General features: G+C 66.9%; 24 protein-coding genes. 11 read left to right on the top strand and 13 right to left on the bottom strand.

Annotation, left to right across the window (positions count from 1 at the left end; all coding sequences use genetic code 11):
- Positions 1-49 precede the first annotated feature (49 nt).
- Positions 50-2,527, bottom strand: coding sequence for a penicillin acylase family protein (locus tag VJ897_RS12960; RefSeq protein WP_324056108.1), 2,478 nt, complete (start codon positions 2,525-2,527; stop codon positions 50-52).
- Between the two features lie 86 nt (positions 2,528-2,613).
- On the opposite strand from VJ897_RS12960, the gene VJ897_RS12955 reads away from it, so the two are divergent.
- Positions 2,614-3,489 (top strand): NAD(P)-dependent oxidoreductase, encoded by an 876-nt coding sequence (locus VJ897_RS12955; RefSeq protein WP_324056107.1) that lies wholly within the window; start codon positions 2,614-2,616, stop codon positions 3,487-3,489.
- Between the two features lie 109 nt (positions 3,490-3,598).
- On the opposite strand, the gene VJ897_RS12950 is transcribed toward VJ897_RS12955, so the two are convergent.
- The 6 genes from VJ897_RS12950 to VJ897_RS12925 all read right to left on the bottom strand — a co-directional run bounded on the left by VJ897_RS12950 (position 3,599) and on the right by VJ897_RS12925 (position 10,056).
- Positions 3,599-4,948 (bottom strand): branched-chain amino acid ABC transporter permease, encoded by a 1,350-nt coding sequence (locus VJ897_RS12950; protein ID WP_324056106.1) that lies wholly within the window; start codon positions 4,946-4,948, stop codon positions 3,599-3,601.
- Positions 4,945-5,955: a branched-chain amino acid ABC transporter permease gene (locus VJ897_RS12945; RefSeq protein WP_324056105.1), complete on the bottom strand. Its 1,011-nt coding sequence runs from the start codon at positions 5,953-5,955 to the stop codon at positions 4,945-4,947. The genes VJ897_RS12950 and VJ897_RS12945 overlap by 4 nt, the downstream gene beginning before the upstream one ends.
- 3 nt (positions 5,956-5,958) lie before the next feature.
- Positions 5,959-6,780 (bottom strand): ABC transporter ATP-binding protein, encoded by an 822-nt coding sequence (locus tag VJ897_RS12940; protein ID WP_324056104.1) that lies wholly within the window; start codon positions 6,778-6,780, stop codon positions 5,959-5,961.
- Positions 6,781-6,859: 79 nt separating this feature from the next.
- The gene (locus tag VJ897_RS12935) at positions 6,860-7,642 is read right to left on the bottom strand and encodes an ABC transporter ATP-binding protein (protein ID WP_324056103.1); all 783 of its coding nucleotides are present in this window, start codon (positions 7,640-7,642) and stop codon (positions 6,860-6,862) included.
- A gap of 118 nt (positions 7,643-7,760) precedes the next feature.
- Positions 7,761-8,957: an ABC transporter substrate-binding protein gene (locus VJ897_RS12930; protein WP_324056102.1), complete on the bottom strand. Its 1,197-nt coding sequence runs from the start codon at positions 8,955-8,957 to the stop codon at positions 7,761-7,763.
- A 97-nt stretch (positions 8,958-9,054) separates the two neighbouring features.
- Positions 9,055-10,056 (bottom strand): GlxA family transcriptional regulator, encoded by a 1,002-nt coding sequence (locus VJ897_RS12925; RefSeq protein ID WP_324056101.1) that lies wholly within the window; start codon positions 10,054-10,056, stop codon positions 9,055-9,057.
- A gap of 197 nt (positions 10,057-10,253) precedes the next feature.
- Here VJ897_RS12925 and VJ897_RS12920 point away from each other — a divergent pair, with 197 nt between their 5' ends.
- Positions 10,254-11,624, top strand: coding sequence for a class II 3-deoxy-7-phosphoheptulonate synthase (locus VJ897_RS12920; RefSeq protein WP_324056100.1), 1,371 nt, complete (start codon positions 10,254-10,256; stop codon positions 11,622-11,624).
- Positions 11,625-11,635: 11 nt separating this feature from the next.
- Here the strand turns inward: VJ897_RS12920 and VJ897_RS12915 are convergent, their stop codons facing one another.
- Positions 11,636-12,271, bottom strand: a complete 636-nt coding sequence (locus VJ897_RS12915) for a PAS domain-containing protein (protein ID WP_324056099.1) — start codon at positions 12,269-12,271, stop codon at positions 11,636-11,638.
- Between the two features lie 177 nt (positions 12,272-12,448).
- Here VJ897_RS12915 and VJ897_RS12910 point away from each other — a divergent pair, with 177 nt between their 5' ends.
- Genes VJ897_RS12910 through VJ897_RS12895 form a run of 4 tightly spaced genes read left to right on the top strand, consistent with a single transcriptional unit; the run spans position 12,449 to position 15,670 of the window.
- Entirely contained in the window at positions 12,449-13,336 is an 888-nt protein-coding gene (locus VJ897_RS12910) for a YicC/YloC family endoribonuclease (protein WP_324056098.1), read from the top strand.
- A 2-nt stretch (positions 13,337-13,338) separates the two neighbouring features.
- A complete protein-coding gene (gene gmk / locus VJ897_RS12905) occupies positions 13,339-13,977 on the top strand; it encodes a guanylate kinase (protein ID WP_324056097.1) in 639 nt (212 codons plus the stop codon).
- Entirely contained in the window at positions 13,974-14,495 is a 522-nt protein-coding gene (locus VJ897_RS12900) for a gamma carbonic anhydrase family protein (protein ID WP_324056096.1), read from the top strand. The genes gmk and VJ897_RS12900 overlap by 4 nt, the downstream gene beginning before the upstream one ends.
- Before the next feature lie 2 nt (positions 14,496-14,497).
- A complete protein-coding gene (locus VJ897_RS12895; protein ID WP_324056095.1) occupies positions 14,498-15,670 on the top strand; it encodes a trans-sulfuration enzyme family protein in 1,173 nt (390 codons plus the stop codon).
- Here the strand turns inward: VJ897_RS12895 and VJ897_RS12890 are convergent.
- Complete coding sequence (locus tag VJ897_RS12890) at positions 15,648-16,103, bottom strand: hypothetical protein (RefSeq protein WP_324056094.1); 456 nt, start codon at positions 16,101-16,103, stop codon at positions 15,648-15,650. The genes VJ897_RS12895 and VJ897_RS12890 overlap by 23 nt on opposite strands.
- Positions 16,104-16,162: 59 nt before the next feature.
- Between VJ897_RS12890 and VJ897_RS12885 the strand changes: the two genes are divergently transcribed.
- From VJ897_RS12885 to VJ897_RS12875, 3 genes are all read left to right on the top strand, one after another.
- Positions 16,163-17,239, top strand: coding sequence for a sensor histidine kinase (locus tag VJ897_RS12885; RefSeq protein ID WP_324056093.1), 1,077 nt, complete (start codon positions 16,163-16,165; stop codon positions 17,237-17,239).
- 76 nt (positions 17,240-17,315) lie between these two features.
- Positions 17,316-18,503 (top strand): M24 family metallopeptidase, encoded by a 1,188-nt coding sequence (locus VJ897_RS12880; protein WP_324056092.1) that lies wholly within the window; start codon positions 17,316-17,318, stop codon positions 18,501-18,503.
- Positions 18,504-18,645: 142 nt separating this feature from the next.
- Positions 18,646-19,410: a LuxR family transcriptional regulator gene (locus tag VJ897_RS12875; RefSeq protein ID WP_324056091.1), complete on the top strand. Its 765-nt coding sequence runs from the start codon at positions 18,646-18,648 to the stop codon at positions 19,408-19,410.
- Positions 19,411-19,771: 361 nt separating this feature from the next.
- On the opposite strand, the gene tsf is transcribed toward VJ897_RS12875, so the two are convergent.
- A complete protein-coding gene (gene tsf / locus VJ897_RS12870; RefSeq protein WP_324056090.1) occupies positions 19,772-20,647 on the bottom strand; it encodes a translation elongation factor Ts in 876 nt (291 codons plus the stop codon).
- A gap of 83 nt (positions 20,648-20,730) precedes the next feature.
- A complete protein-coding gene (gene rpsB, locus VJ897_RS12865) occupies positions 20,731-21,510 on the bottom strand; it encodes a 30S ribosomal protein S2 (RefSeq protein WP_324056089.1) in 780 nt (259 codons plus the stop codon).
- Between the two features lie 220 nt (positions 21,511-21,730).
- On the opposite strand from rpsB, the gene VJ897_RS12860 reads away from it, so the two are divergent.
- A complete protein-coding gene (locus VJ897_RS12860; protein WP_324056088.1) occupies positions 21,731-23,134 on the top strand; it encodes a hypothetical protein in 1,404 nt (467 codons plus the stop codon).
- A gap of 46 nt (positions 23,135-23,180) precedes the next feature.
- Here the strand turns inward: VJ897_RS12860 and VJ897_RS12855 are convergent, their stop codons facing one another.
- Entirely contained in the window at positions 23,181-23,507 is a 327-nt protein-coding gene (locus VJ897_RS12855; protein ID WP_324056087.1) for a PilZ domain-containing protein, read from the bottom strand.
- A gap of 115 nt (positions 23,508-23,622) precedes the next feature.
- Positions 23,623-24,918 carry a HupE/UreJ family protein gene (locus tag VJ897_RS12850; protein ID WP_527251210.1) on the bottom strand — a complete coding sequence of 432 codons (1,296 nt, stop codon included), beginning with the start codon at positions 24,916-24,918 and terminating at the stop codon, positions 23,623-23,625.
- 28 nt (positions 24,919-24,946) lie between these two features.
- Here VJ897_RS12850 and VJ897_RS12845 point away from each other — a divergent pair, with 28 nt between their 5' ends.
- On the top strand, positions 24,947-25,744 hold the full coding sequence (locus tag VJ897_RS12845) for a DUF4198 domain-containing protein (RefSeq protein ID WP_324056085.1): 798 nt from the start codon (positions 24,947-24,949) through the stop codon (positions 25,742-25,744).
- The last annotated feature ends 99 nt before the right edge of the window (positions 25,745-25,843 follow it).

Below are 25,843 nucleotides of genomic sequence, written 5' to 3'. Positions count from 1 at the left end.
AGGGTCAGGGACTGTCGCGACCCACGGGGCCATGGCTGTCGCGCCGCCCTTACTGCAGCGGCTCCAGCACGGTGATCCCCACTGCGCCGGCCCGGGCCAGCGCCGGGTCCAGCGACATCGGGATATACTCGCCGCGCCGCCACAACTCGCTCAGGTCGTCGTAATAGCGCGACAGCGGATGACCCGACTGCCCGGTCGAGGTGATGAAGACCGAACTGTCGGGATCGGCGAAATCGTAGACCCCGCGATAGACGGCGGCATGAACGTTCAGGAAGGGGCTTGGCCCAGTCCCGGCGGTGCGCCCGCGCATCAGCGTGTTGTCGCCACCGCTGGTGGACTGGCGAATGTTGACGAACCAGTTGAGCAACGGCGCCTCGCCCAGGACGGGGTGATCGTGTGTGGCCTCGTGGGCATCGCCCCAGCGCAGGGAATCCAGGTTGTCTCCGTAGCGTTCGGCAATCCAGACCAGCGCGTCGTCCAGCGCCAGTCGGGCAATGTCGGTGCAGGTTTCCCGCGGTGCCGACCGGCTGATGTCGCACCAGGCCGCCGCGCCGTCCACGTCGCGGAAGACCCGCTCGATGAAGAGCGGCTCCACGTGGGTGAATTCATCGGCCAGCGGTCCCAGGTCGTCGCGGATCAGGCGCTTTTGCAATTCCCGCAGCCAGGCGGCGTAGATAAGCGGCTCGGGAAGGTGCTCGTTCATCTCGCCGTTCCACTCTGACAGAAGCTCCAGCGCCAGCTGGCGCAGCCGCTGCGGCGTGCCGTCAGCGGCCGCTTCGCCGGTGAACCACAGGTCCGCGCCGATCAGCGGGAGCAGCGACCGCGCGGTGAAAGACACCGTATCGAGCTGCGCCTCGATGAAACTTTCGCGGGTATGGACCCGTCGCTCCTGCATCAATCGGCGCCAGCGGTTGATGCGCTGGCTGTCGCCCCATGTGTGGCTGACGTGGGCCGGGAAGGGGGCATCGGTGATCTTGTTGTTGGTGTTGCCGACGATGCCGCCTGCGGGGGCCACCCATCCGGGGTTGTCAGCGTAAGGCCGGCGGCCCTGCCAACGGTTTTCCGCCATATAGCCGAAATGCGGCATGCGGCCCTTGGTCACGTGGTCCGGGTCGCGGGCTGGAACATGGCCGATCAGCTTCATGCCCACGGTGTTGCGATCGGCAAGTGTCAGAACCTGGGCGGGGGCCACGAAGCCCTGGCCCGCGGCAATGCCGGCCTCGACCGTGCGTGCGCGCATCAGGTCCATCCCGGCCTCTATCGTGGTGTCGTCATGCGACAGCGCGGTCCAGCCCAGGGCGACGACGTGGCCGGGCGGTCGAATTTCGCGCAGGTCGAACTGGTCTGGGGAAAGGACCGGACCGTTCCGCGTCCATTGCAACTGGATCGTGACGGGGGCCTGGTCCGCGATACGGATGACGCTGTCTCGGGTCTCGAAATCGGCCCAGCCACCGGGCGTGCGGTATTGCGCGGCGTTGGCGGGGTTCACTTCTTCGATGAAGAGATCCTGGTCGTCCAGATAGGAGGAGGTGATTCCCCAGCCGAGGTAGGCATTGCGTCCGGTCAGGACCAGCGGCACGCCGGGGATGGTGCCGCCGATGACGCCGCCGGCCTGCAGCTCAAGCCGGGCGAGGTAGAACAGCCCCGGCGCCGCAAGCCCCAGGTGCGGGTCGTTGGCCAGCAGCGTCGCCCCGGTGGCAGATCGGCTGATGCCCGCCGCCCAGGCGTTCGAGGCCCCCGCGCGGCCGCGCGGCGGGATCGGCCAGAAGGGATCCTCGGCGATGCGCGCGGCCATGCGCGGGCCGGACGGGGTCTTGGGCAGGTCGGGCACCAGGCTGGCATAGTCGGGCAGGGCGGCCAGCCCGCCGCCCGGGTGTTCGGGCAGGATGTCGGCCAGCCTTGCGGGGTCGTCAAGCGCCAGCGAGGTGCGCGCGCGCAGCACTTCCTCTTCAAGGTGGCCCGAAAGCTGCACCGCCATGAGCTTGACGATCGCGACGCTGTCGGCGGGCTGCCAGGGGGCCAGGGCATGGTTGAACAGCCACATCTCGGGCGCGCCACGGCCCCGGGCACCCGCGTTGACCTGGCCGATCCAGGCGTTGACCCCCTCGGCATAGGCCGCCAGCGCCGCCTGCGTCTCGGCGTCCATCGCGCCGACGGAGGCGCGCGCTGCCGTGTAGATGTCGAAGCGGCGGAGCAGCTTGTCGGTCTCCAGCGTTCGGGGGCCGAACAGTTCGGACAGCTTGCCCTGTGCCGTGCGCCGCAGCATCATCATCTGCCAGAGCCGATCCTGCGCATGGGCAAGGCCGAGGGCGCGAAAGACATCCGCGTCGGTTTCCCCGAAGACATGGGGCACATTGGCATTGTCGCGCACGATCTCGACCGGCGCGTCCATCGACGCGACCTCAAGCGTCGCATTGTAGTCGGGCAGCGAGCGGGCGGCAAAATACCAGCCCAGGGCGATCACAGCGAGAGCAAGAAGCACCAGGCCCGAGGCGATACGGATGAGCCAGCGGAATAGGACGGCCATGTCTTCTCCGGATCGGGACTGGTGCGCGCACCTCAGGTTGGATACCTATCCATCAGGCAAGGACATGATGCAAGCGGAGGACACGCATGGCAAAGACAGCATTCCTGGGGCTGGGGGTCATGGGGTATCCCATGGCGGGTCACCTGGCGGCGGCGGGTCACGAGGTCCGCGTCTACAACCGCACCACCGCCAAGGCCGAAGCCTGGGTTGCCGCGCACGGTGGAACCCTGGCAACCACGCCGGTCGAGGCCGCGGCGGGCGCCGAGTTCGTCATGACCTGCGTTGGCAACGACGACGACCTGCGCGCGGTCTGCACCGGCCCGAACGGCGCCTTTGCAGGGATGGACCCGGGCGCGGTGCTGGTCGATCATACGACCGTGTCGTCACAGGTCACCGCCGAGATGGACGCGGCTGCCCGCGGGTCGGGCCTGTCCTTCGTGGATGCGCCGATATCGGGCGGTCAGGCCGGGGCCGAGAGCGGCCAACTGGTGGTGATGTGCGGCGGCGAGGAAGACGCCTACGACCGCGCCGAACCGGTGATCGGCAGCTATGCCAAGCTCTGCCGCCGGCTGGGCGGCAGCGGCGCGGGCCAGATGACCAAGATGGTCAACCAGATCTGCATCGCGGGGCTGCTGCAGGGCCTGTCCGAGGGGCTGCATTTCGCCGAGAAAGCAGGGCTGGACGGCCGCGCGGTGGTCGAGGTGATCGGCGGCGGCGCCGCCGGGAGCTGGCAGATGGAGAACCGCCACGCCACAATGCTGGCGGACCGGTTCGACCACGGATTTGCCGTGGACTGGATGCGCAAGGACCTGGGCATCTGCCTGAAGACCGCCGACGAGACAGGGGCCGCCCTGCCGGTGACGGCCCTGGTGGACCAGTTCTACAAGGAGGTCCAGTCGATGGGCGGCGCGCGCTGGGACACCTCGAGCCTGATCAAGCGGCTGCGGGCGCTGGAGGGGTAGCGGTTTCGAATTGGCTGCGCCTTTCCGACGGGGGCGAGGGGGCGCTGCCCCCTCGCGCTCCCCCGGGATACTTGGGGCCAGAAGAAGCCCGTGCAGGGGCGCTTGGCGGTCAGCGTTCGGGGAGCAGTCCGCGGGGCGCGAATCGCAGCATGAGCAGCATGACCACCCCCATGGTGAAGAGCCGCATGTGAGCGACCGCGTCCATGATCCGGACCCGGAAGGCGTTGTCTTCGGCCATGCCGCCAGTGACCAGCTCGGCCAGCCAGGCGCCCAGCGGTTCGACCTGGACCCAGAGCCACCAGACCAGGAATCCCCCCAGGACAGCGCCGTAATTGTTGCCCGAGCCGCCGACGATCATCATCACCCAGACCAGGAAGGTGAAGCGCAGCGGCTGGTAAGTGCCCGGTGTCAACTGGCCGTCCAGGGTGGTCATCATGGCCCCGGCCACGCCGCAGACCGCCGAGCCGAGGATGAAGATCTGCAGGTGCCGGGCCTTGACGTCCTTGCCCATGGCCTCGGCAGCGGTCTCGTTGTCGCGGATCGCGCGCATCATCCGCCCCCAGGGACTGGACAGGGCCTTTTGCGCCAGCCACAGGATAACGATCAGGACCAGCGTGAAGAGCACCGCGTAACCGAATTTCACGTAGAGCGTCGAGGCCATGGTGGGATCGAGCCCCAGCCCCGCCGCACGTTCAACGAATCCGGGATCGTTCTGCAGGTCGACCTCGTAGGGCACGGGCCGGGGCAGGCCGATCACGTTCTTGACGCCCCGGCTGAGCCAGTCCTCGTTCTTGAGCACAGCGATGACAATCTCGGCGATGCCCAGCGTGGCGATGGCGAGGTAGTCCGAGCGCAGGCCGAGCGCGGTCTTGCCGATGATCCAGGCCGCTCCGGCGGCCAGCAGCCCGCCCACGGGCCAGGCGACGATCGTGATCCAGCCACAGGCGCGGTAGTCTCCGCAGGGGTTCAAACCGCCAAGGTTGCCTGTGACGGCGGGGTTGATGTCCTCGACCGCGGCGACGCCCGCGTCAAAGACCCAGCGGTAGAGGAAGAACCCCGCGACGAGGATCGTCAGCATGATGAGGACACGGACCCGCCCCTTCGGCAGGCGGGTCCAGGCCAGGATCGCGGCCAAGATACTGGCCGCCCCCACCACCAGGCCCAGCAGGATCTGGACGCCCCCGGCGGCCCAGGCCCCTGGCGAGGGCGGCATGGCAACCAGCACCGTGGCCAGCCCGCCAAGCGCGACGAAGCCCATCACGCCCACGTTGAACAGCCCGGCAAACCCCCATTGCAGGTTCACCCCCAGCGCCATGACGGCCGAGACCAGCGCCATGTTGAGGATGCCAAGGGCGGTGTTCCAGGACCCCGAGAATATCCAGACATCCGTCGTCGCCTCGAGCAGGAACAACGCGGCGACGAAGGCGAAGAGCAGCGGGGCGCGCATCGACTGGGTCATACGGATTTTCCCTTGAACAGGCCGGTGGGCTTGAACAGCAGCACCACCACGAGGATCGCGAAACTGACGGCGAACTTGTAGTCGGTGGACAGAAGCTGGGCCAGGTTATCGGGCGCGAGGCTTTCGGGCAGGACGTAGCCGGCCACCTTTTTCCAGGCATAGGTGATCATGACCTCCGAATAGGCGATGACGAAGCCGCCCGCGATGGCGCCCACGGGGCTGCCCAGTCCGCCGACGATGGCGCTGGCAAAGATCGGCAGCAGGAGCTGGAAGTAGGTGAAGGGCTTGAAGCTCTTGTCGAGCCCGTAGAGCGTGCCGGCGATGGTGGCCAGGGCGGCGACGATCAGCCAGGTCACCATGACCACCCGTTCGGGGTTGATCCCCGACAGCAGGGCCAGGTCCTCGTTGTCGGAAAAGGCGCGCATGGACTTGCCCGTGCGGGTCCGGTTGAGGAACCAGAACAGCAGCGCCACCGCCACGGCGGCCACCACCAGGGTGATCGCCTGCGTGGATTTCAGCGCCAGCCCCTCGTCAAGCCCGGTCATTTCCTTGAAATCCCGCGCCGAGATGATGAAGCGCTCGCCATCCGCGAAGCGTTGGGTATCGACCCCGATGATGAAGCGCACCAGCCCGTTGTAGACGAACATCACCCCCATCGAGACAATCACGAGGATCACCGGCACCGCCTTTTGCGCGCGGTAGAACCTGAAGACCACCCGGTCGGTCATCAGCAGCAACAGCGCACAGCCCGCGATGCCGAAGGGCAGGGCGATCAGCGCGGTGGGCAGCGGGCCGAAGCTGATGCCCATGGACTGGAACAACCAGGTGAAGAGGATGGTGATCGTCGTCCCGAAGGCCATCGTGTCGCCATGGGCGAAATTGGAAAACCGAAGGATGCCGTAGATAAGCGTCACCCCCAGCGCGCCAAGCGCCAGCTGCGCGCCATAAGCGGTGGCGGGGATGAGAACGAAGTTGAGAAGTGCCACGATGGCGTTGATCAGGTCCATCGTTCAGCCCCCCAGGAAGCTCTGGCGCACTTCGGCGTCGGCCAGCAGGTCCTTGCCGGTGCCGGTGTGCGCGTTGCGGCCCTGCACGAGGACAAAGCCGTGGTCGGCAATCTCCAGCGCCTGGCGGGCGTTCTGTTCCACCATCATGACCGGCAGGCCGGTGCGGGCCACCTCGATGATGCGGTCGAAAAGCTCGTCCATGACGATGGGGCTGACCCCGGCGGTGGGTTCGTCCAGCATCAGCACCTTGGGCCGTGTCATCAGGGCGCGGCCCACGGCCACCTGCTGGCGTTGTCCGCCTGACAGTTCGCCCGCCGCCTGGTCGCGCTTGTCGCGCAGGATCGGGAACAGGTCAAAGACCTGCTCCATGGTCGCGTCGATATCGTCCTCGCGGATGAAGGCGCCCATCTCGAGGTTCTCCTCGACGGTCATCGAGGGAAAGATGTTGCGGTTCTGCGGCACGAACCCCATGCCCCGGCGCACCCTGTTCTGCGGTGACAGGGCCGTGATATCCTCGCCATCGAGCGAGACATGCCCGCCGCGCAGGTCCAGCATCCCGAAGATCGCCTTCATGGCCGTGGACTTGCCCGCGCCGTTGGGCCCGACGATGACCGCGATCTCGCCGCGGTCCACTGCAATGGTGCAGTCGTGCAGGATGTCGGGGCCCTTGCCGTAGCCGCCGGTCATGCCCGCGCCCGACAGGAAGGGCCCCGCGCCGGGGGCCGGCTTGGCGGTGCCATCTGCGGCCCCGGCCAGCTCCGACCGGGGGCCCGGCTTGGCGATGGAGGCATCATTGTTGCCACGGCCGGAATAGGGATCGCTCATTCTGGGCACCTTTCGCGCTGCGGCGTGGGGGGTGGCCGCGTGCCGGTCCACGCGGCGATCAAAGCAAGCGTCACGGCCTTCATGCGCCCAGCTTCTCCTTGTTTTTCAGGCCCGTGCCCAGGTAGGCCTCGATCACCTGCTCGTTGGCCTTGATCTCGGCCAGGCTGCCCTCGGCAAGAACCTTTCCCGAGGCCATGCAGATGACCGGGTCGCACAGGCGTTCGATGAAATCCATGTCGTGCTCGATGACGACGAAGGTATAGCCGCGCTCCTCGTTCAGGCGCTTGATCGTGTCCGAAATCGTGTAGAGCAGGGTGCGGTTGACCCCCGCGCCGACCTCGTCGAGGAAAACGACGCGCGCGTTCACCATCATGGTCCGACCCAGTTCCAGCAGCTTCTTCTGTCCGCCCGACACGGCCCCGGCGGGGTGGTCGGCCAGGTGTTCGATGGTCAGAAATTCCAGCACCTCGTCGGCCTTGGCGCGCAGCGCGCGTTCCTCCTCCGCGATCCGCTTGCGCCCGAACCAGGTGTTCCAGAGCGTCTCTCCCGACTGGCCCGGGGGCACCGTCATGAGGTTCTCGCGGCAGGTCATCGAGTGGAACTCGTGTGCGATCTGGAACGTGCGCAGCAGGCCGCGGTGGAACAGGTCGTGCGGCGGCAGGCCCGTGATGTCCTCGCCAAGCATCGTCACCCGGCCCGAGGTCGGTGGAAGAACACCGGCGATCACGTTGAAAAGCGTGGTCTTTCCCGCGCCGTTGGGGCCGATCAGACCGGTGATCGAGCCCTGCGAGATCTCCAGCGTCGCACCGTCGACCGCGTGGAAGCCGCCAAAGGCCTTGACGACGTTCTCGACCCTGATCATTGCGGCTGTCCCCCAGTATCCCCGTTATCCCCGTTGCGCGGGCGGCCGTCGCGCCCGTCTTTCCCGTGGCAAGCGGCGCGGGGTTGCCCCCGCGCCGCGCCGTCAGGTCGTGCCGTTCTCAGCGGAACTGCACGGTCTCGTAGTCGCCATCGGTGACGGTGTATTCGCGGTAGGTGCCCGCGGCCTCACCGGGGCCGATCAGTTCGACGTTGGTGGCGCCGACGTAGTCGATCTCGCCACCCTCGGCCAGGATCTCGAGCCCGCGGCCCAGTTCACCGGGCAGGATTTCCTCGCCCGGGGCGTTGGCAACCGCCAGCACGTTCTCGGCGATGGTGGCGCTGTCGGCCGCACCGCCCGCTTCCATCGCCAGGGCCAGAAGCGCCGCGGCGTCATAGCTTTCACGGGTGAAGGAACTGTCGCCGTTGATGCCGGCGGCTTCGGTGATCTCGGTGAAGGCCTCGGCGCCCGCGCCCTGCGACCACGGCACCGCCCCGAAGGAGCCTTCCATATCGCTGCCCAGCGACTCCATCAGGCTGTCGGCGAACATGCCGTCGCCCATCATGAAGGTGTCGAAGGCGCCGCTGTCCAGCGCGCTGCGGATCACGCCCGGGCCACCCTGGTCGGCATAGCCCAGGACCACCAGCACCTCGCCGCCGGCCGACGCCATGGCGGCGACTTCGGCCGAGTAGTCGGCCTTGCCATCCTCGTGGGCGGCCGAGATGGTCACGATGCCGCCGTCTTCCTCGAAGCTGGAAATGAAGCTGTTGGACAACCCCTTGCCGTAGTCGTTGTTGGTGAAGGTCACGGCGACCTCGGTGATGCCCTTGTCGGCAAGGATGTCGGCCAGCACTGCGCCCTGCCGCGCATCCGAGGGCGCGGTGCGGAAGAACAGGCCGTTGTCCTCGGCGGTGGTCAGGCCCGGAGAGGTCGCCGAGGGCGAGATCATCGGCACGCCGTTGGGCACGGCCACGTTGGCCAGAACCGCGCCGGTCACGCCGGAGCAGTCCGCTCCCATGATCGCGACCACGCCGTCGCCGGTCACGAGGCGCTCGGCTGCGGCGGTGGCCGCGCCGTTGTCGATGCAGGTGCTGTCGGCGCGCACGGATTCCAGCATCATGCCCTCCAGCACCCCGCCGGCATCGTTGACCTCGGTCATCGCCAGTTCGGCGGCATCGGCCATCTGCGGGGTGAGGGATTCGATGGGCCCGGTAAACCCGAGGATGACGCCGATCTTGACGGTGTCACCATGTGCCTCGGCATGGGCGGCACCGGCGACCAGGGCGCTGGCCGACGCGGCCATGAGTAGTTTTTTCATGTTCTTAACTCCCAATTGGAACAGGTTTCTCCAGCGTCGAGATTAGGCGCCGATTCGCGAAAAGAAAAGCCGTAGCGGGCCTGTCGCACCTGCCACCTCAGATCGACAGTCGCGCCGCCTGCGCGCCGCGCTCGCGGTAGGGCGTGGTGTTGTAATGCGACCGGTAGCACTTCGAGAAATGCGACGGCGAGGCAAAGCCGCAGGCCAGCGCGACGTTGATGACGCTCATGTCCGTCTGCATCAGCAGGTTGCGCGCCTTTTGCAGCCTCAGTTCCATGTAGTACCGTTTCGGGCTGCGGTTGAGGTAGCGCCGGAACAGACGTTCAAGTTGCCGGGTCGACATGCCCACCTCCTTGGCCAGCAGCGCCGGGCTGATCGGCTCCTCGATATTCTGTTCCATCATCTGGATCACGCGGCTCAGCTTGGGGTGGCGCACACCGATCCGGGTGGGGATCGACAGCCGCTGCGTGTCCTGGTCGGTGCGGATCGAGGAATAGATTTGCTGATCGGCCACGGAACTGGCCAGCTCCTCGCCATACTGGTCGGCGATCACCTGCAGCATCAGGTCGATCGAGGAGGTGCCCCCGGCGGTGGTCCAGCGGTTGCCGTCCTTGATGAAGACCGACTTGGTCAGGTTCACGTCGGGAAATTCCTCGGCGAAGCTGTCCTGGTTTTCCCAGTGGATGGTGGCGCGCTTGTCGTCCAGCAGCCCGGCCCGGGCCAGGGTATGGGCGGCGGTGCACAGCCCGCCGATCACGATGCCGCGCCGGGCCTCGCGGCGCAGCCAGCTGACGATCCGCTTGGTCGTGGCCGACTGCACGTCACGTCCGCCGCAGACCAGCAGGTAGTCGTCGCGGCGCAATTCTTCGAGATCCATGTCCACGTTGAAGCTGACCCCTCCGGCCGAGGCGACCGTTCCACCGCCATCCGCCGCAAGCGCCCAGGTGTAAAGCTCCCGGCCGGCCATGAGGTTGGCGATGCGCAGGCAATCCACAGCCGCCGCGAAGGACAGCAGCGTGAACTCCTCCAGCATCAGGAAAACGAAACGCCGGCGCACGCCCGGGTCAGTCTTCACGTCGATCGTTTGCCTGCGGTCCATCAGCCCGTCCCTGCCAAGTTGACGCAGGACATGACCACCTTTGCGCCCGCGGTTCAAGAGGCAAGCAGACCACTTGCATCATGGAAAGCCGGGAAAATGCCATTGGCCCCGCGCGCCGTGATCGCTATAAGCGCCGCGTATCGTAATCGCCCCCCGCGCACCCATCGTGCGGCGGGGCCTTATCCGGAGCGAAGACAATGGCGGAATGGACGAAGTCCGACTGGCGCGACAAGCCGCGGGTGCAAATGCCGGACTATACCGACGACGCGGCCCTGGCCAAGGTCGAGGGCCGGTTGTCTTCCTATCCGCCGTTGGTCTTCGCCGGCGAGGCGCGGCGGCTGAAAGCCGAACTCGCCGCGGTGTCGCGCGGAGAGGCCTTCCTGCTGCAGGGCGGCGACTGCGCCGAGAGCTTTGCCGACTTCGACGCCGACCATATCCGCGACACCTTCAAGGTGATGTTGCAGATGGCCATGGTGCTGACCTACGGTGCCAAGGTGCCCACGGTGAAGGTCGGGCGCATGGCCGGGCAGTTCGCCAAGCCGCGCTCTGCTCCGACCGAAACGGTCGACGGCCAGGAACTGCCCAGCTATCGCGGCGACATCATCAACGAGTTGGACTTCACGCCGGCATCCCGCAGTCCCGACCCGGGCAAGATGTTGCGTGCCTATACCCAGGCGGCGGGCACGCTGAACCTGCTGCGCGCCTTTTCGACGGGCGGTTTCGCCGACGTGCACCGGGTTCACCAGTGGACGCTGGGGTTCACCGACGGCGGCGAGGCGCAGAAATACCGCGAACTGGCGGCGCGTATCGGCGATGCGCTGGACTTCATGAATGCGGCCGGGCTGAACGGCGACAACAACCATGAACTGGCCACGGTGGATTTCTACACCAGCCACGAGGCGCTGCTGCTTGAATACGAAGAGGCGCTGACGCGGCTCGACAGCACCTCGGGCCAATGGCTGGCCGGGTCCGGGCATTTCCTCTGGATCGGGGACCGCACGCGCCAGCCCGATGGCGCCCATGTCGAATTCCTGCGCGGTGTGCAGAACCCGATCGGCCTGAAATGCGGGCCGAGCATGACCGTGGGCCATCTCAAGGCGCTCATGGCCAAGCTCAACCCCGACAATGAACCGGGCCGTCTGACGCTCATCACCCGCTTCGGCGCGGGGGCGGTTGGCGAACACCTGCCGCGGCTGATCAAGGCGGTGCAGGAAGAGGGGGCCGAGGTCGTCTGGACCTGCGACCCGATGCACGGCAACACCATAAAGTCCTCGACCGGTTACAAGACCCGGCCATTCGACAGCGTGTTGCGCGAGGTGCGCGAGTTCTTCGCCGTGCACAATGCCGAAGGGTCGATCCCCGGCGGCGTGCATTTCGAGATGACCGGCGACGACGTGACCGAGTGCACCGGCGGCGTCCGTGCCGTCACCGAGGAAGACCTGTCCGACAGGTATCACACCGCCTGCGATCCGCGGCTCAATGCTTCGCAGTCGCTGGAGCTTGCCTTCCTCGTGGCCGAGGAGCTGTCTGCGCGGCGCCAGTCGGTCGCCAGCGCCGCCACCGGCTGAGGGGACGCCTCTCAGGCGTTGTCGACCACCAGCCGCAGCGCAGGGCCGCCAGCGGCCGGGCGCCGGCGGGGCGGGTCGAGCGGGGCGCGGTCCAGCGGTTCGTGGCGGATGCTCGGGTCGTCCAGTATGCTGAACCGGCGGGGGCCCCCGCCGGGATTGCCATCGGCCACCAGTGCGCAGAGGCACCGCGAAACGCTTCCGGCATCGTCACACAGCGGCAACAGCAGCAGCCGGCCCGACAGTGCCGGCCGCCCCGGTGCCCGCGCGGCCCGCAGCGGCAATTCCACCACCGAGGGCATCCGGAAGGCGACTTCGACCTGGGTGGCCAGCCGGCCGCGATCCCCGGGGGTGAAAAGCACCGAAAGCGGCATGCCGCGCGGCTCGGACCCTGCCAGGACGGCGATGCGCTGGCCCGCGACACGGATGCGCGCCACCCCCGGGGCCACCCGTTCCAGGATCAGCGCGTCCTCGATCACGTCGCCGATGAGCGCGGGATCAAGGGCGCTGCGCCGTGGCACCCGACCCGCGGGCGCAAGGCCCCGCCAGTAGGACTCCAGCTCGACCAGGGCGGTGGGGTTGGTCACCATGAAGTCGGCGCCCGACCGGTTCCGCGCATTGTGACCATCGGTATTCCAGAACCGTGCCATGGCTGTTTTCCTCCTGCTGTTGTCAACGACATTTATACCGTCTTTTCGTCCAATTTTCCCTATCTAAAACCTTAAAGGGTTAACGGCAGCGGGCGGGGCACCCTCGGCCCGGGCTTGCCCTTGGCCCGGCTTTGCCGTTAGGTGCGCCGACATCCGACACCGCCAGGGAAGCCCCGCGTGATCCGTTCCATGACCGCCTTCGCCAGCCGTTCAGGCAGCCTCGGCCCCGTCGGCTGGTCCTGGGACCTGCGCGGCGTCAATGGACGCGGGCTGGAACTGCGCCTGCGCCTGCCAGACGGAGTCGAGGGGCTGGAGGCCGAGGCACGCAAGCGGCTTGCCGCGGCGCTGACCAGGGGCAACGTGACCCTGGCTCTCAAGCTGGCGCGGTCCGACGCCGCGCAAGGCCCCACGCTGGACAACGACGAACTGACCCGCGTGCTGGACGCGCTGGACGCGGTGCAGACCCGCGCCGTCGGCATGGGCGTGACGCTGGGCCAGCCCACGGCGGCCGACGTGCTGGCGCAACGCGGTGTTCTGACCCATGCCCTGCCCGAGACAGACACGAGCCTGGTGCCCGCGCTTCTGACAGATCTCGACAGGCTGATCGCTGACTTCGATACCATGCGCGAGGGTGAGGGCGCGGCGCTCGCCGCCGTTCTAGCCGCTCAGGTCGACGAGATCGAGGCGCTTGTCGCGCAGGCCGAGGCGCAGTTGCCCGCCCGCGCCGAGCAGACCCGCGCCGCCCTGCGCCGCGCCCTGGACCGGATCACGGCCGAGGGCGCCCCGCTGGACGAGGACCGCCTGGCACAGGAACTGGCCCTCGTGGCGGTCAAGGCCGACGTGACCGAAGAGTTGGACCGCCTGCGCGCCCATGTGCAGGCGGCGCGCGACTTGCTGGGGCAGGGCGGCGCCGTGGGCCGCAAGCTCGATTTCCTGGCGCAGGAATTCAACCGCGAGGCCAATACCCTGTGTTCCAAGGCGCAGGACAAGACGGTGACCCGCATCGGGCTGGACCTCAAGGCGGTGATCGACCAGATGCGCGAGCAGACCCAGAACGTGGAGTAGCCATGCCCAGACGCGGCCTTCTCATCATCCTGTCCTCGCCCTCGGGCGCGGGGAAATCGACCCTCTCGAACCGGCTGCGTGCCTGGGACGACACGATCCGGTTTTCCGTCTCGGCCACCACCCGGGAACCGCGCCCCTCGGAGGTGGATGGCCGCGAATACCACTTCCGGTCCGAGGCCGCGTTCAAGCGCATGGTGGCCGAAGGCGAGATGCTGGAACATGCCCATGTTTTCGGCAACCACTACGGCTCGCCGCTTCCGCCCGTGCGCGACGCGATCGAAGAGGGCTGCGACGTGCTCTTCGACATCGACTGGCAGGGCGCGCAGCAAATCCGCAATTCCCCGCTCAAGGACAACGTGCTGTCGATCTTCCTGCTGCCGCCCTCGATCGCGGAACTGGCCCATCGCCTGCGCAGCCGCGGCCAGGATGACGCAGCGACCATCGCCCGGCGGATGCAGAAAAGCTGGGACGAGATTTCGCACTGGGACGCCTACGATTACGTGCTGATCAACGACGACCTTGACCGGACCGAGGATCGGCTGAAGACGATCGTCAGCGCCGAGCGCCTGCGCCGAGAGCAACAGCCTGACCTCGTCGGCCATGTCCGGCGACTGCACCGCGAATTCGAGGAGATGTCATGACCCTGTATGCCCTGGACGGCCACGCCCCCGAGATCGACGCGACCGCCTGGATCGCCCCTGGCTGCCACCTGATCGGACAGGTGGTGCTGGGCCCGCGCGCCTCAGTCTGGTTCGGGACCACGCTGAGGGGCGACAACGAACCCATCGTGGTGGGCGCGGGGACCAATGTTCAGGAAAACTGTGTATGCCACACTGACATCGGCCTGCCGCTGACCATCGGGGAGAACTGCACCATCGGCCACAAGGTCATGCTGCATGGCTGCACCATCGGGGACAATTCGCTGGTGGGCATGGGCGCGACCGTCCTTAATGGCGCAGTGATCGGTCGCAACTGCCTGATCGGGGCGGGGGCACTGGTCACAGAAGGAAAGGAGATCCCCGACGGTTCGCTCGTCCTGGGGGCGCCGGGCAAGGTGGTGCGCGCGCTGGACGCCGACGCGATCGAGGGGCTGACCGCCTCGGCGCTGCATTACCAGGACAACGCCGCACGGTTCCGCGCCGATCTGAAAGAGGTTTGAGCATGTCCGACTCCATCGTGCGCCGCACGCCCTGGCCCGACAGCACCTCGAGCCCCGTGGTCACGCCGCTTCAGCCCTCGGTCGTCTACGCCTCGCCCGACCCCGATGCACTGGACCGGCAATACGCCGAGGCCTCCGGCTATACCTACGCGCGCGAAGGCCACCCCAACGCCACCGTGCTGGCGCAGAAGATCGACCGGCTGGAGGGGGCCACGGGGGGCATCATTGCCGGTTCGGGGATGGGCGCCATCGGCAACGTTTTCCTGGGGCTGCTCAAGGCCGGGGACCACGTGGTCGGCGGCGACCAACTTTATGGCCGCTCGCTGCGGCTCATGACCGAGGACCTGCCGCGCCTCGGCGTCGAGACGACGCTGGCCGACCCGACCGATGCCGCCCGGATCGCGGCGGCGCTGCGCCCGGACACGAAGATGATTCTTGTCGAGGTCGTCTCGAACCCCACCATCCGCATTGCCGACATGGAGGGGATCGCGCGGCTGGCGCGGGATCGTGGCATCCTGCTGGTGGTGGACAATACCTTTACCACGCCGCGCGGCTATCGGCCCTTCGACCACGGCGCCGATATCGTCGTTCATTCCGTCACCAAACTGCTGGCGGGCCATTCCGACGCGACGTTGGGCTATGCCGTGGCCCGCGACCCGGCGTTGAACGAGAAAATCTACACCGCCAATGTAACCTGGGGCTTCACCCCCAGCCCCTTCGATTGCTGGCTGGCCGAACGGGGACTGCATTCCTTCGAGCTGCGCTACGACCGGGCCGAAGCGACCGCCACGCGGCTGGCCGAGGCGCTGGCGCAGATGCCGGGCGTGACCCGCGTGCTGCATCCGGGCCGCCCGGACCATCCCGACCACAACCGCGCGCAAGCGGTGCTGGGCGACCGGCCCGGCAACATGCTTTCCTTCGAGGTGGCAGGCGGGCGCGCGGCCGCCAACGCGCTGACGCGCGCCGCACCTGACATCGCCTTTGCGCCGACCCTGGGCGACGTCGGCACCACGCTCAGCCATCCGGCGTCGTCCTCGCATCGGGCGCTGACGCCCGAAGGCCGCGCGGCGCTGGGGATCAGCGAAGGGTTCTTCCGCGTCTCGGTGGGTCTGGAAGAGCCGGATCTGCTCATCTCGGAATTCGGACAGGCCATCAGCCGCGCGCAGAGCGCATGAGCCAAGCCAGGTCCTGCGGCAACAGCAGGTCGAAGACCAGATCGGGCGCCACCCGCGCGACCTCGGCGCGGACAAGGCCCGTGTCGGGCAGGGCGCGAGTGGTCGCATAGTAAACGCCGCGATAGCCCTCTGCCTGCAAGGTCTGGGCGATCGTGACCGCATCGAACCCCGGCCCCCATAGCGGTGAGAGCACCAGCGACGGCGCGGCCCCGCCGGCCAGCAGCGCGGAGAGGTGCCCAGGCTCGACGAATTTCACCCCGGCCGGGGCGATGTCATCGGGCTGTCGCAGCTCCGTCATGCCCTCGACAACGAGGACGATGAGGCCGGCGCCATCCGTAGCCACGGCGCTCAGGGGGTTGCCAGATGTCAAACGATGTCCCCAGGTCGCTGTTTCGCGTTCACCTTCGAGGTAAAAACGGGCCGGTTCAACCATTGGATCACCCGCGCGGCACGGCGATCAGGGGGTCCCCGCATCTTGATCTTGCCGGGCAGATGGGCCAGCAGGTCATCATGGCCGATGACAGTGACCTTCGCCTGCTCGATGCGCTTCCGGTGCCCGCCATGGTCATCGGTGTGGATGAGCGTGTCCGCCGGGCCAACCGTCATGCCCAGTCCCTGATCGGCACCGACTGCACCGGCTGGCATTACATCACCGCCCTGCGTCAGCCCGGCCTGCTGGATGCCGTCGAGGCCAGCCTGCGCGACGGCGGCCATCGCAAGGCGCGGTTCCTGGGCAGCGACGGCGCCCGCGACACCACATGGGATGTCACGCTGATCGGCGCGGCGCTTCCGACCGGCCATGCCGTCGTCCTGACCTTTCAGGATGTCACCGCGGTCGAAGAGGCGGGCCAGATGCGGCGCGACTTCATCGCCAATGTCAGCCACGAGCTGCGCACGCCGCTGACGGCGCTTCTGGGCTTTGTCGAGACCCTGCGCGGCCCCGCCCGTGACGACGCCGCCGCGCGCGATCGGTTTCTCGACATCATGGAAAAGGAAGCCGGACGGATGCACAGGCTGGTCGAGGACCTGCTGTCGCTCAGTCGCGTGGAGGATCAGGAGCGCAACCGCCCCCGGACCGCCATCGACCTTGCCGTGGTGGTGGAGGGCGCGCTGGATTCGCTGCGTCCGATGGCCGCCGAGCGCGGCATGACGATCGACTGGCAGCCACCCGGCGACAGCGCGCCGGTCGCCGGGGATGCCGTTCAATTGGCCCAGGTGGTCACGAACCTTGTCGAGAATGCCATAAAGTACGGCCACGAAAACAGCCGCATCGACCTTCACCTGTCGGACGCGGCGCACGAGACGAGCCTGCGTCAGACCGGTCTGCGCCTGTCGGTGCGCGACCGGGGCGACGGCATCCCGGTGCATCACATCGCCAGACTGACCGAACGCTTCTACCGGGTCGACAGCCACCGCTCGCGCGAGATCGGCGGGACGGGTCTTGGACTGGCCATCGTCAAGCATATCGTCAATCGCCATCGCGGGCGTCTGCGCGTCACCAGCGAACTGGGGCAGGGGTCTACGTTCACGGTAATCCTGCCCTGCATCCCACCCGAGGACGCTGGCTGACCCCGGCCCGCCGTTTTTCGACTGGAAATCGTGGCGTTATGGGGCGAGTCTGGAACCGAACAAGCAGGAGTCCCCCATGCCGAGCAGCCGCACGAGCCCATCCTTTCCCGACCAGGAATACTACGACCGCATCGAGAAGACCCGCGGCGCGATGGAAGCGGCCGGTTTCGACCTGCTGATCCTGTCGGACCCGTCGAACATGGCCTGGATCTCGGGATATGACGGCTGGTCCTTTTATGTCCACCAGGCGGTGCTGCTGCCCATGGACCAGGACCCGGTCTGGTGGGGCCGGGCGATCGACGCCACCGGCGCGATGCGAACCGTCTTCATGGAAGAGGACGACATCCACGGCTACGACGACAGCTATGTCATGAACCCGGACAAGCACCCGATGGCGGACCTGGCCCGGCTGATCGACGCCTATGGCTGGGGGCAGCTCCGTATCGGTGTCGAGATGGACAATTATTATTTCAGCGCAAAGGCATATGAAGAACTTCTAAGGCATTGCCCGAAGGCGAATTTCGGCGATTGCACGGGTATCGTGAACTGGCAGCGCGCGGTGAAGTCCGAGACCGAGATCGTCTACATGCGCCGCGCGGCCGACATCGTGACCGCAATGCACAAGCGCATCGTCGAGACGGCCGAACCGGGCCTGCCCAAGAACCACCTGGTGGCCGAAATCTACCATACCGGCATCACCGGGGTCGGGGGCCATTTCGGGGACTACCCGGCGATCGTGCCCATGGCACCCTCGGGGCTGGACGCCACCGCGGCGCATCTTACCTGGGACGACACGCCGTTGCGCACCGGCGAATCCACCTTCTTCGAGATCGCGGGCTGTCACCGGCGCTATCATTGTCCACAGTCGCGCACGCTGTTCCTGGGAAAGCCGCCCCAGAAATACCTCGATGCGCAGGCCGCGGTCGAGGATGCCACCGCCGCGGCGCTGGAGCAGGCCAAACCAGGCAACCGCTGCGAGGACGTGGCCAATGTCTTCAACGTCACGCTGGGCAAGCACGGTTTCATCAAGGACAGCCGGTGCGGCTATCCCATCGGGTTGTCCTATCCGCCGGACTGGGGCGAACGGACCATGTCTTTTCGCGCGGGCGACCGGACGATCCTAGAACCGGGCATGACCTTTCATTTCATGCCCGCGATTTGGCTGGACGACGGCGGGCTCGAAACCACCGACCCGATCCTGATCACGGGGACGGGGCACGAGAACCTCTCGGGCACGCCTTCGGGGCTGGTCGTCAAGACCTGAGGCCTCGCCGGATCATATGCGCATAATCGGTATTATGTAAAATAGATGCCATCCAGCAACCGCATATCCCCAACCGGGTTGTTAGCTGACACGAATGCAAAAATAGCTTTGTGCAAACTCCCAACGGTGCTACCGAACGGCAATGACAAAGCTTGCCGCTCATCTCGAAGCGCTGATAAACGCGCCCACCTTCGAGACGCTCTGGGACCTGCACACGGTTCGCATGGCCGAGCTGGGCTTTGATCGGCTGATCTACGGTTTCACGCGCTATCGCAGTGGCGACTCCCTGGGCGATCCGCAGGACTGGGTCGTTCTGACGAACCACGACGACGCCTACATGGATCGTTTCCTTGGCGACGGCTACATCCACAGTGCCCCCATGGTTCGGTGGGCGCTGGCCAATGATGGCGCCTGCAGCTGGTCCTGGATCGCCAATTCCGACAATCTGACGCCCGCCGAACGGCGCGTGACCGAATTCAACCGGTCCATGGGCGTGGTTGCGGGATACACGATCAGTTTCCGTTCCGTCAGCCAGCGCACCAAGGGCGCCGCGGCCATCACCGCCCGCGCCGGGATCAGCCAGGACGGGGTCGAGGACATCTGGGCCGAACACGGCGAGGCCATCCGGGTCATGAGCAACGTCGTCTACCTGAAAATGCTCACCCTGCCCCACGCCACGCGCAACCTGACCAAGCGCCAGCGCGAAGTGCTGGAATGGGTTGCCGACGGTAAGATAACGCAGGACATCGCGACGATCCTGGATCTGACCCCGGCAACGGTCGAGAAACACCTGCGCCTGGCGCGCGAGGCGTTGGGTGTCGGGACGACGGCGCAGGCGGTTCTCAAGGCTTCGTTCTACAACGAGATGTTCATTCTGGACCCCGACAGCCGCGGCACCGACGAGTGACGGTAGGGAATCCCTCACTGTGATCGAGCCAAGGGAGATGTCACACTAGAACGGTTCCGTGAGTGGTGGCCTTCGGGCCAAGGAAGGGACTGCGGTCCGGGCACCTTGCGATTTCAAGGCAAGCCGGCCGCGCACCGGTTAACCGGTTGCTGGTTTTCTCGGGCTCGACCCGGGTGAGCTGGCGCATTGGGTGGGCCGCGTCACCGAGTATCGTGTTTGTATTCCGGCGGGCCGCCGCGGCCCCGCGCCTTTCTGGCGCGGGGCCGGACCTGGCTTGAAAGGCGTGTTGCAACACGTTGATCCAAAAGAAAACGGCCACCCGAGGGTGGCCGTATGTTTGTCGCGGATCGGACCCTGGATCTCAGCCCTGGGCGGCCTTGGCCACCTCGGCGGCGAAGTCTTCCTGCTGCTTCTCGATCCCCTCGCCCACTTCGAGGCGCACGAACGCAGTGATCTCGGCCCCGGCCTCCTTGGCGGCGGCCTCGACCGTCAGGTCGGGGTTCACGACAAAGGCCTGACCAAGCAGGGTGTTCTCGCCCATGAACTTCTTCATGCGGCCCTCGATCATCTTCTCGATGACCTGCTCGGGCTTGCCACTTTCACGGGCGATGTCGATCTGGATCTGGCGCTCTTTCGCGACCATCTCGGCATCGAGCGAAGCCTCGTCCAGCGCGGCCGGACTGGCCGCCGCGATGTGCATCGCCACCTGCCTGGCAAAGCTCTCGTCGCCGCCGTTGGTAGCCACCAGGACGCCGATCTTGCCCATGCCGTCGGTCACGGCGTTGTGGATGTAGGCAACGACCGTGCCACCCTCGACCGCGGCCAGGCGGCGCACGGACATGTTCTCGCCAATGGTGGCGATCTTGTCGGTCACGGTCTCCGAGACGGTCTTGCCGCCCATGTCGGCCTCGAGTAGCGCCTCGACGGTGTCGACACCGGTCGCGGCCTTGGCGATCCCGGCGACCATCTCCTGGAACTCGGCGTTCTTGGCGACGAAGTCGGTCTCGGCGTTCACCTCGACGGCAACGCCCTTGCCGCCCGCGACGTTTACGGCCACCAGGCCTTCGGCGGCGGTGCGGCCGGATTTCTTGGCAGCCTTGGACAGGCCCTTGGTGCGCAGCCAGTCAACGGCGGCGTCCATGTCGCCGTCGGTTTCGGTCAGCGCCTTCTTGGCGTCCATCATGCCCGCGCCGGTGGAGTCGCGGAGTTCCTTCACGAGAGCAGCGGTAATCGCCATGGCTCTTTCTCCTGTAAGATGTGATGCAATCCGGGGCGGGACAGGCCCGCGCCCGGTATCAGTTTTTGCGACGGGAGACCGGCTCAGCCGGCGGCCTGTCCGGCTCCTGTGTCCTCGACGGCAGGATCCTCGGCGGCCTGTTCCAGTTCGCCCAGGTCCACCCCGGCGGCGCCCAGCTGCGCCGAAAGCCCGTCCATCGCGGCGCGGGCGGCCAGATCGCAGTAGAGCGTGATCGCGCGCGACGCGTCATCATTGCCGGGAACCACGTAGTCCACGCCCAGCGGCGAGCAGTTGGTATCGACAACGGCCACGACCGGAATGCCCAGCTTGCGGGCCTCGGCGATGGCGAGGTCTTCCTTGTTGACGTCGATCACGAAAAGCAGGTCGGGCAGGCCACCCATCTCGCGGATACCGCCCAAAGTGGCCTCGAGCTTTTCCTGCTCGCGCTCCATGTGCAGGCGTTCCTTCTTGGTCAGCCCTGCGAATCCACCCTCGGCGCTTTCGTCGATGGCGCGAAGGCGGCCGATTGACTTGGACACGGTCTGCCAGTTGGTCAGCGTGCCGCCCAGCCAGCGGTGGTTCATGTAGAACTGCGCGGACTTCTCGGCGGCGTCCTTGATCGGGGCCTGGGCCTGGCGCTTGGTGCCCACGAAGAGCACACGCCCCCCCTTTGCGACCGTGTCGCGAACAACCTGAAGAGCCTGGTCCATCATCGGGACCGTTTGCGTCAGGTCCATGATGTGAATGCCGTTGCGGGCGCCATAGATGTACTGTGACATCTTCGGGTCCCAGCGCTGTGTCTGGTGGCCGAAGTGAACGCCGGCCTCGAGCAGCTGGCGCATGGAAAACTCTGGAAGAGCCATGTGTCGTATCCTTTCCGGTTTCATGCCTCGACGGGGGATCAGCGTGTCGCCAACCGGTGGATGGGCCGGGATGTCTCCCCGACGCACCCGCCCCCGCCTGCGGGATTGAGTGCCGTGCCTATAGTCCCGGTGACGCGGCTTGGCAAGAGGGACATCTGTAATGTTCCTGTCATATGCAGCCCCTACCCCTTGGCCCTGTTGAAACAAAGGAGACCACCTCATGGGGACCACCACCAAGACGCTGCTGACCAGCACCGCCGTGGCACTTTGCCTGTCCGCGCCCGCGCTGGCCGAAACCCTCACCGTGACCGAGGCGACCGAGGCCGCGATAACCGACGCGCTTGCCGCTGCCGCGGCCTCGGACAGCGCGAGCACCGTCGTGCTGGCCTTCGAGGGCGATGTCGAGATCACCGAGACGCTGGCCTATGACGGCCAATCAGCCTTGGCCCTGATCGGCAACGGCCAGACGATTTCCACCGCCGACAACGTGACCCCTCTGGCCGCCACGCAAGGCGCCGACCTGCATGTGGTCGACCTTACCCTGGCCGGCCCGGGCAGCTGGACGGTTCAGAACCGCGGCGACATGGACGGGGCCGCCGCCAAGGGCATCTTCGTCGACCTGCGCGACGACCAGACCGGCACCGCGACCCTCGTGGTCGAGGACGTGACCGTGCGCGGCGTCGCCGGCTACGGCATCCACATTTCCGACTGCACACTGGCCGACGAGTGCGGCGGCGGGCAGACCGGTGACGGCGACGGCTCGGATGCCGGGATTTCCGTGACCCTGCGCGATGTCACGATCAACGACGTGGGCAACGGCACCTTCGACGGCGACGGCCTGCGCGCGGATGAACGCGGGGCGGGCGGCATCTCTGCCCTGATCATCGGCTCGACGGTTTCCATGGCCGGGGCCGATGGGATCGAGCTGGACGAAGGCGGCGCGGGCGACGTGGTCGCCACGATCATCGACACCCGGCTGGTGGAGAACGGCGCCTATTGCACCCCTGCCCTGTTCAAGGACGCGATCCCCGACCCCGACGAGGCCGAGTTCGAGCAAGGTGCCGCGGCCGAGGCCGACATCCCCGGCCCTGTCACCGGCACGCCTGACGACACCTGCATCGAACGCGTCGTGGACCTTCACGATGACGGCAGCGTCGAGGCCTACGAATTCGGCCTGGACCTGGACGACGGTATCGACTTCGACGAAGGCGGCGCCGGGTCGATCCACGCGGTCTTCCTGCGCTCGACCATCTCGAACAACCTCGACGAGGGCGTGGATTTCGACGAGGCCGGCGACGGCGCCATCGACGCCCGGTTCATCGACACGGTCGCCGAGGGCAACACCGATGACGGCTACAAGAGTTCCGAAGAAGATGCCGGGTCGGTCACGGGCCTGATGCTGCGGTCCTCGGCCATGGGCAACGGCGGCAAGGGTGCGGTCTTCGAGGAAGAGGGCGACGGCGACTTGGGCGTTACCGCCGAGGCCTCCTCCACGGCCAACAATGACGACAGCGACGACACCGGCATCGAGGCCGTTCAGGAAGACAGCGGCACCGGAACGCTGAAACTGACCGACAGCGACCTGGTCGACGGCACCGACCTCGACGGTGTGGAACTCCGGTAGCGGGAACGGGGCGGCCCCGGCCTTGACCCCGGGGCCGCCTGCCGCGTCACAACTCGCGGAACCTGTGAACCGGACCCCGATCGTGCGCAGGGGCGGCGCGATGGACGGCCCGACGCAACCGGTTCAGATCGGTCTTCGACAGGTCGGTGACAAAGCGCAGCGCGACGCCCGGCGCCGTCACCCGCACCACCCGTGCCCCAAGCCGCAGCGATGTCGCGACCAGGTCGACCCTGTCGCCCGTGTCCAGCCCCCGCGGGCCTGTCACGAACGCCCCCGTCCGGCTGACGTTGACGACACGTGCCGGGTGACGCGTTCCGCCACGTACGAGCGTGACGCCCAGGTCGCTGGGAAGCCTTGGCGGGCGGTACTTCATGGTGTGGCCTTTCAAGAGAGGAGGCATCTCCACGTCTCGATAGACCGGCGGAGTAACGGCCGGGTTAAGGCACCCGGACCGCCATGGCACACCGCGCGGGATCTGCCCGAAGCCCCTAGAGGAACACCCGCTCGACCACCCAGTAGGCACCGATGAGGGCGATGCCGACGCTGGCCGGCATGGCCACCATGTGGCGGTAGGTCTCGTACCGTTCCACCGCACAGGAGGCCGCCGCCAGCCCGGCCAGGGCCGCCACCATGAACAACAGCGGCACATAGGCCTCGATCGCCGATGGCCCCATGGCGCTGACCGGGATCACGAGGAGCGGGACCAGGACGACAGCAACCAGCAGGTAGACGGCGGCCGCCACCAGGTTGCGCTTGCCATCCTCGGACAGGCGGATCGCCGCGAAGACCAGCACGAAGGCGAGGGCGATTACCAGCAACTGACCCACCTCGACCCCCAGGTTGAAGCCCAGCAACGCCGGAATGAAGGCGCTTTCGGGAATGCCGTACTCGCCCAGGACGCTGGCAAAGCCCAGACCGTGCAAAAGCCCGAAGGCAAAGATGATCGCCGGGCGCCAGGGGTTAAGGCCCCGGCTGAAGATGTTCTCGACCGCCACGTAGACGATCGAGGCGGCGATGATCGGCTCGACCACGCTGCCCGGCACGTTGACGTAGCCCAGCGCCGCCAGGGCAAGGGTGATCGTGTGTGCCGCGGTGAAGGCCGTGACCTGCCAGATCAGCGGTCGCAGGCGCGTGGACAGGAAGAACAAACCGAGCACGAAAAGGATATGGTCCAGCCCCATGGGCACGATATGCTCCACCCCCACGGGGATGTAGCGGGCGAAGGCCTGCCAGCCCGACAACGCTTGGCCGCCCGCCAGGGCGACCTCTTCGGACAGGCCGCCGGAGAGGTAGCCGTCCCAGCCCTCCTCAACACCCATCTGGCGCAGCACCAGCACACCATAGCGGGCTGGCCAGTCGATCTGCACCGCCTCGGCGCCATCGGGCAGCGCCGCCGAGACTGTCAGCGTCGAATTGCGCGGCAGGTCGGGATTGCCGACCTCGGGCACATTGACCCCGTCAAGGCGCAGATCAACCGGCGCACCGTCCACCAAGATGCGCATCTCCTCGGCCATGGTCGGCCAGAAAACCCGCACGCGCTCGGCCATCTCGCCCGGCGGCAGGGCGCGCAGTGTATCGTAGTCATCTGAATTCTCCGCGGCGTTGGTATCTTCGAGCCCCTCCAGGTCGATCCCGGCGACGTAGCTCTCCAGGTTGCCCTCCAGCGCGAAGGTCAGTCGGCCCTCGACCACCTCCATGTCGCCGATGGTCGGCAGAACCTCGTGGGCGCGCGACGGCCCGCCGGCAAACATCACGACGCTTGACACAAGCGCCAGCAGCGTCAGTTTCAACCCAGTCCAAGCGGAGGCTGTTATGCGCATTCTTACCCTCGTTCTTGCCCTTGCGGCGGGCCCGGCCTTCGCTCACGAACTCTGGCTGGAACCTGCTGATTACGCGGTTGAACCCGACGGTATGGTGCGGGCCGAGATTGTCAACGGCGAAAGCTTCGAGGGGGCGCGGCTGGCCTACCTGCCGCGTCGCTTCGACCGCTTCGAGATGGTGCTGGGCGAAGTGGCAGAATCGGTACAGAACCGCCCCGGCGCCCGACCTGCGCTGGACGCGGCCCCCCTGGGCGAAGGGTTGCATATCCTCGCCTACGAGGCCAGCACCGCACGGGTCAGCTACGCTACGCTGGAGGCATTCCGCAGCTTCGCCGAGCACAAGGATTTCGCCGGGGCCATCGCCGCACACCGCGCCCGCGACCTGCCCGAGGAGGACTTCGGCGAGGCCTATTCGCGCCACGTCAAGGCGCTGGTGGCCGTGGGAAGTGGCGCCGGGCAGGATCGGCAGCTGGGCCTCGAGACCGAGATCGTGGCCCTCGAAAATCCCTACATCCATGACGGCGATGCCCTGCCGGTGCAGGTTTTTTACCAGCAGGCCCCCCGGGCCGGGGCGCAGGTGGAACTCTTCGAGAAAGCCCCCGATGGCAGCGTCGAGATCACCTATCACCGTACAGACGCGCGCGGGATCGTTCCCCTGCCCGTCACGCCCGGCCATGCCTACCTGGCCGACGCCGTGGTGTTGCGCGAACCCGACGCGGACCTGGCGCGGGACCGCGACGTGGTCTGGGAAACCCTGTGGGCAGCCCTGACCTTCGCCATCCCCGAGTAGGCGTCTTCTGGCCTCAAATATCCTCGGGGGTGAATTGGCCGCAGGCCAAGAGGGGGCGGACCGCCCCCTGCCCACTTGCCCTGCGTGCGCAGCACACCG

Source organism: Salibaculum sp. (assembly GCF_035270045.1).
GTDB lineage: Bacteria > Pseudomonadota > Alphaproteobacteria > Rhodobacterales > Rhodobacteraceae > Salibaculum.
This window is presented reverse-complemented; position numbering and strand designations above follow the sequence as displayed.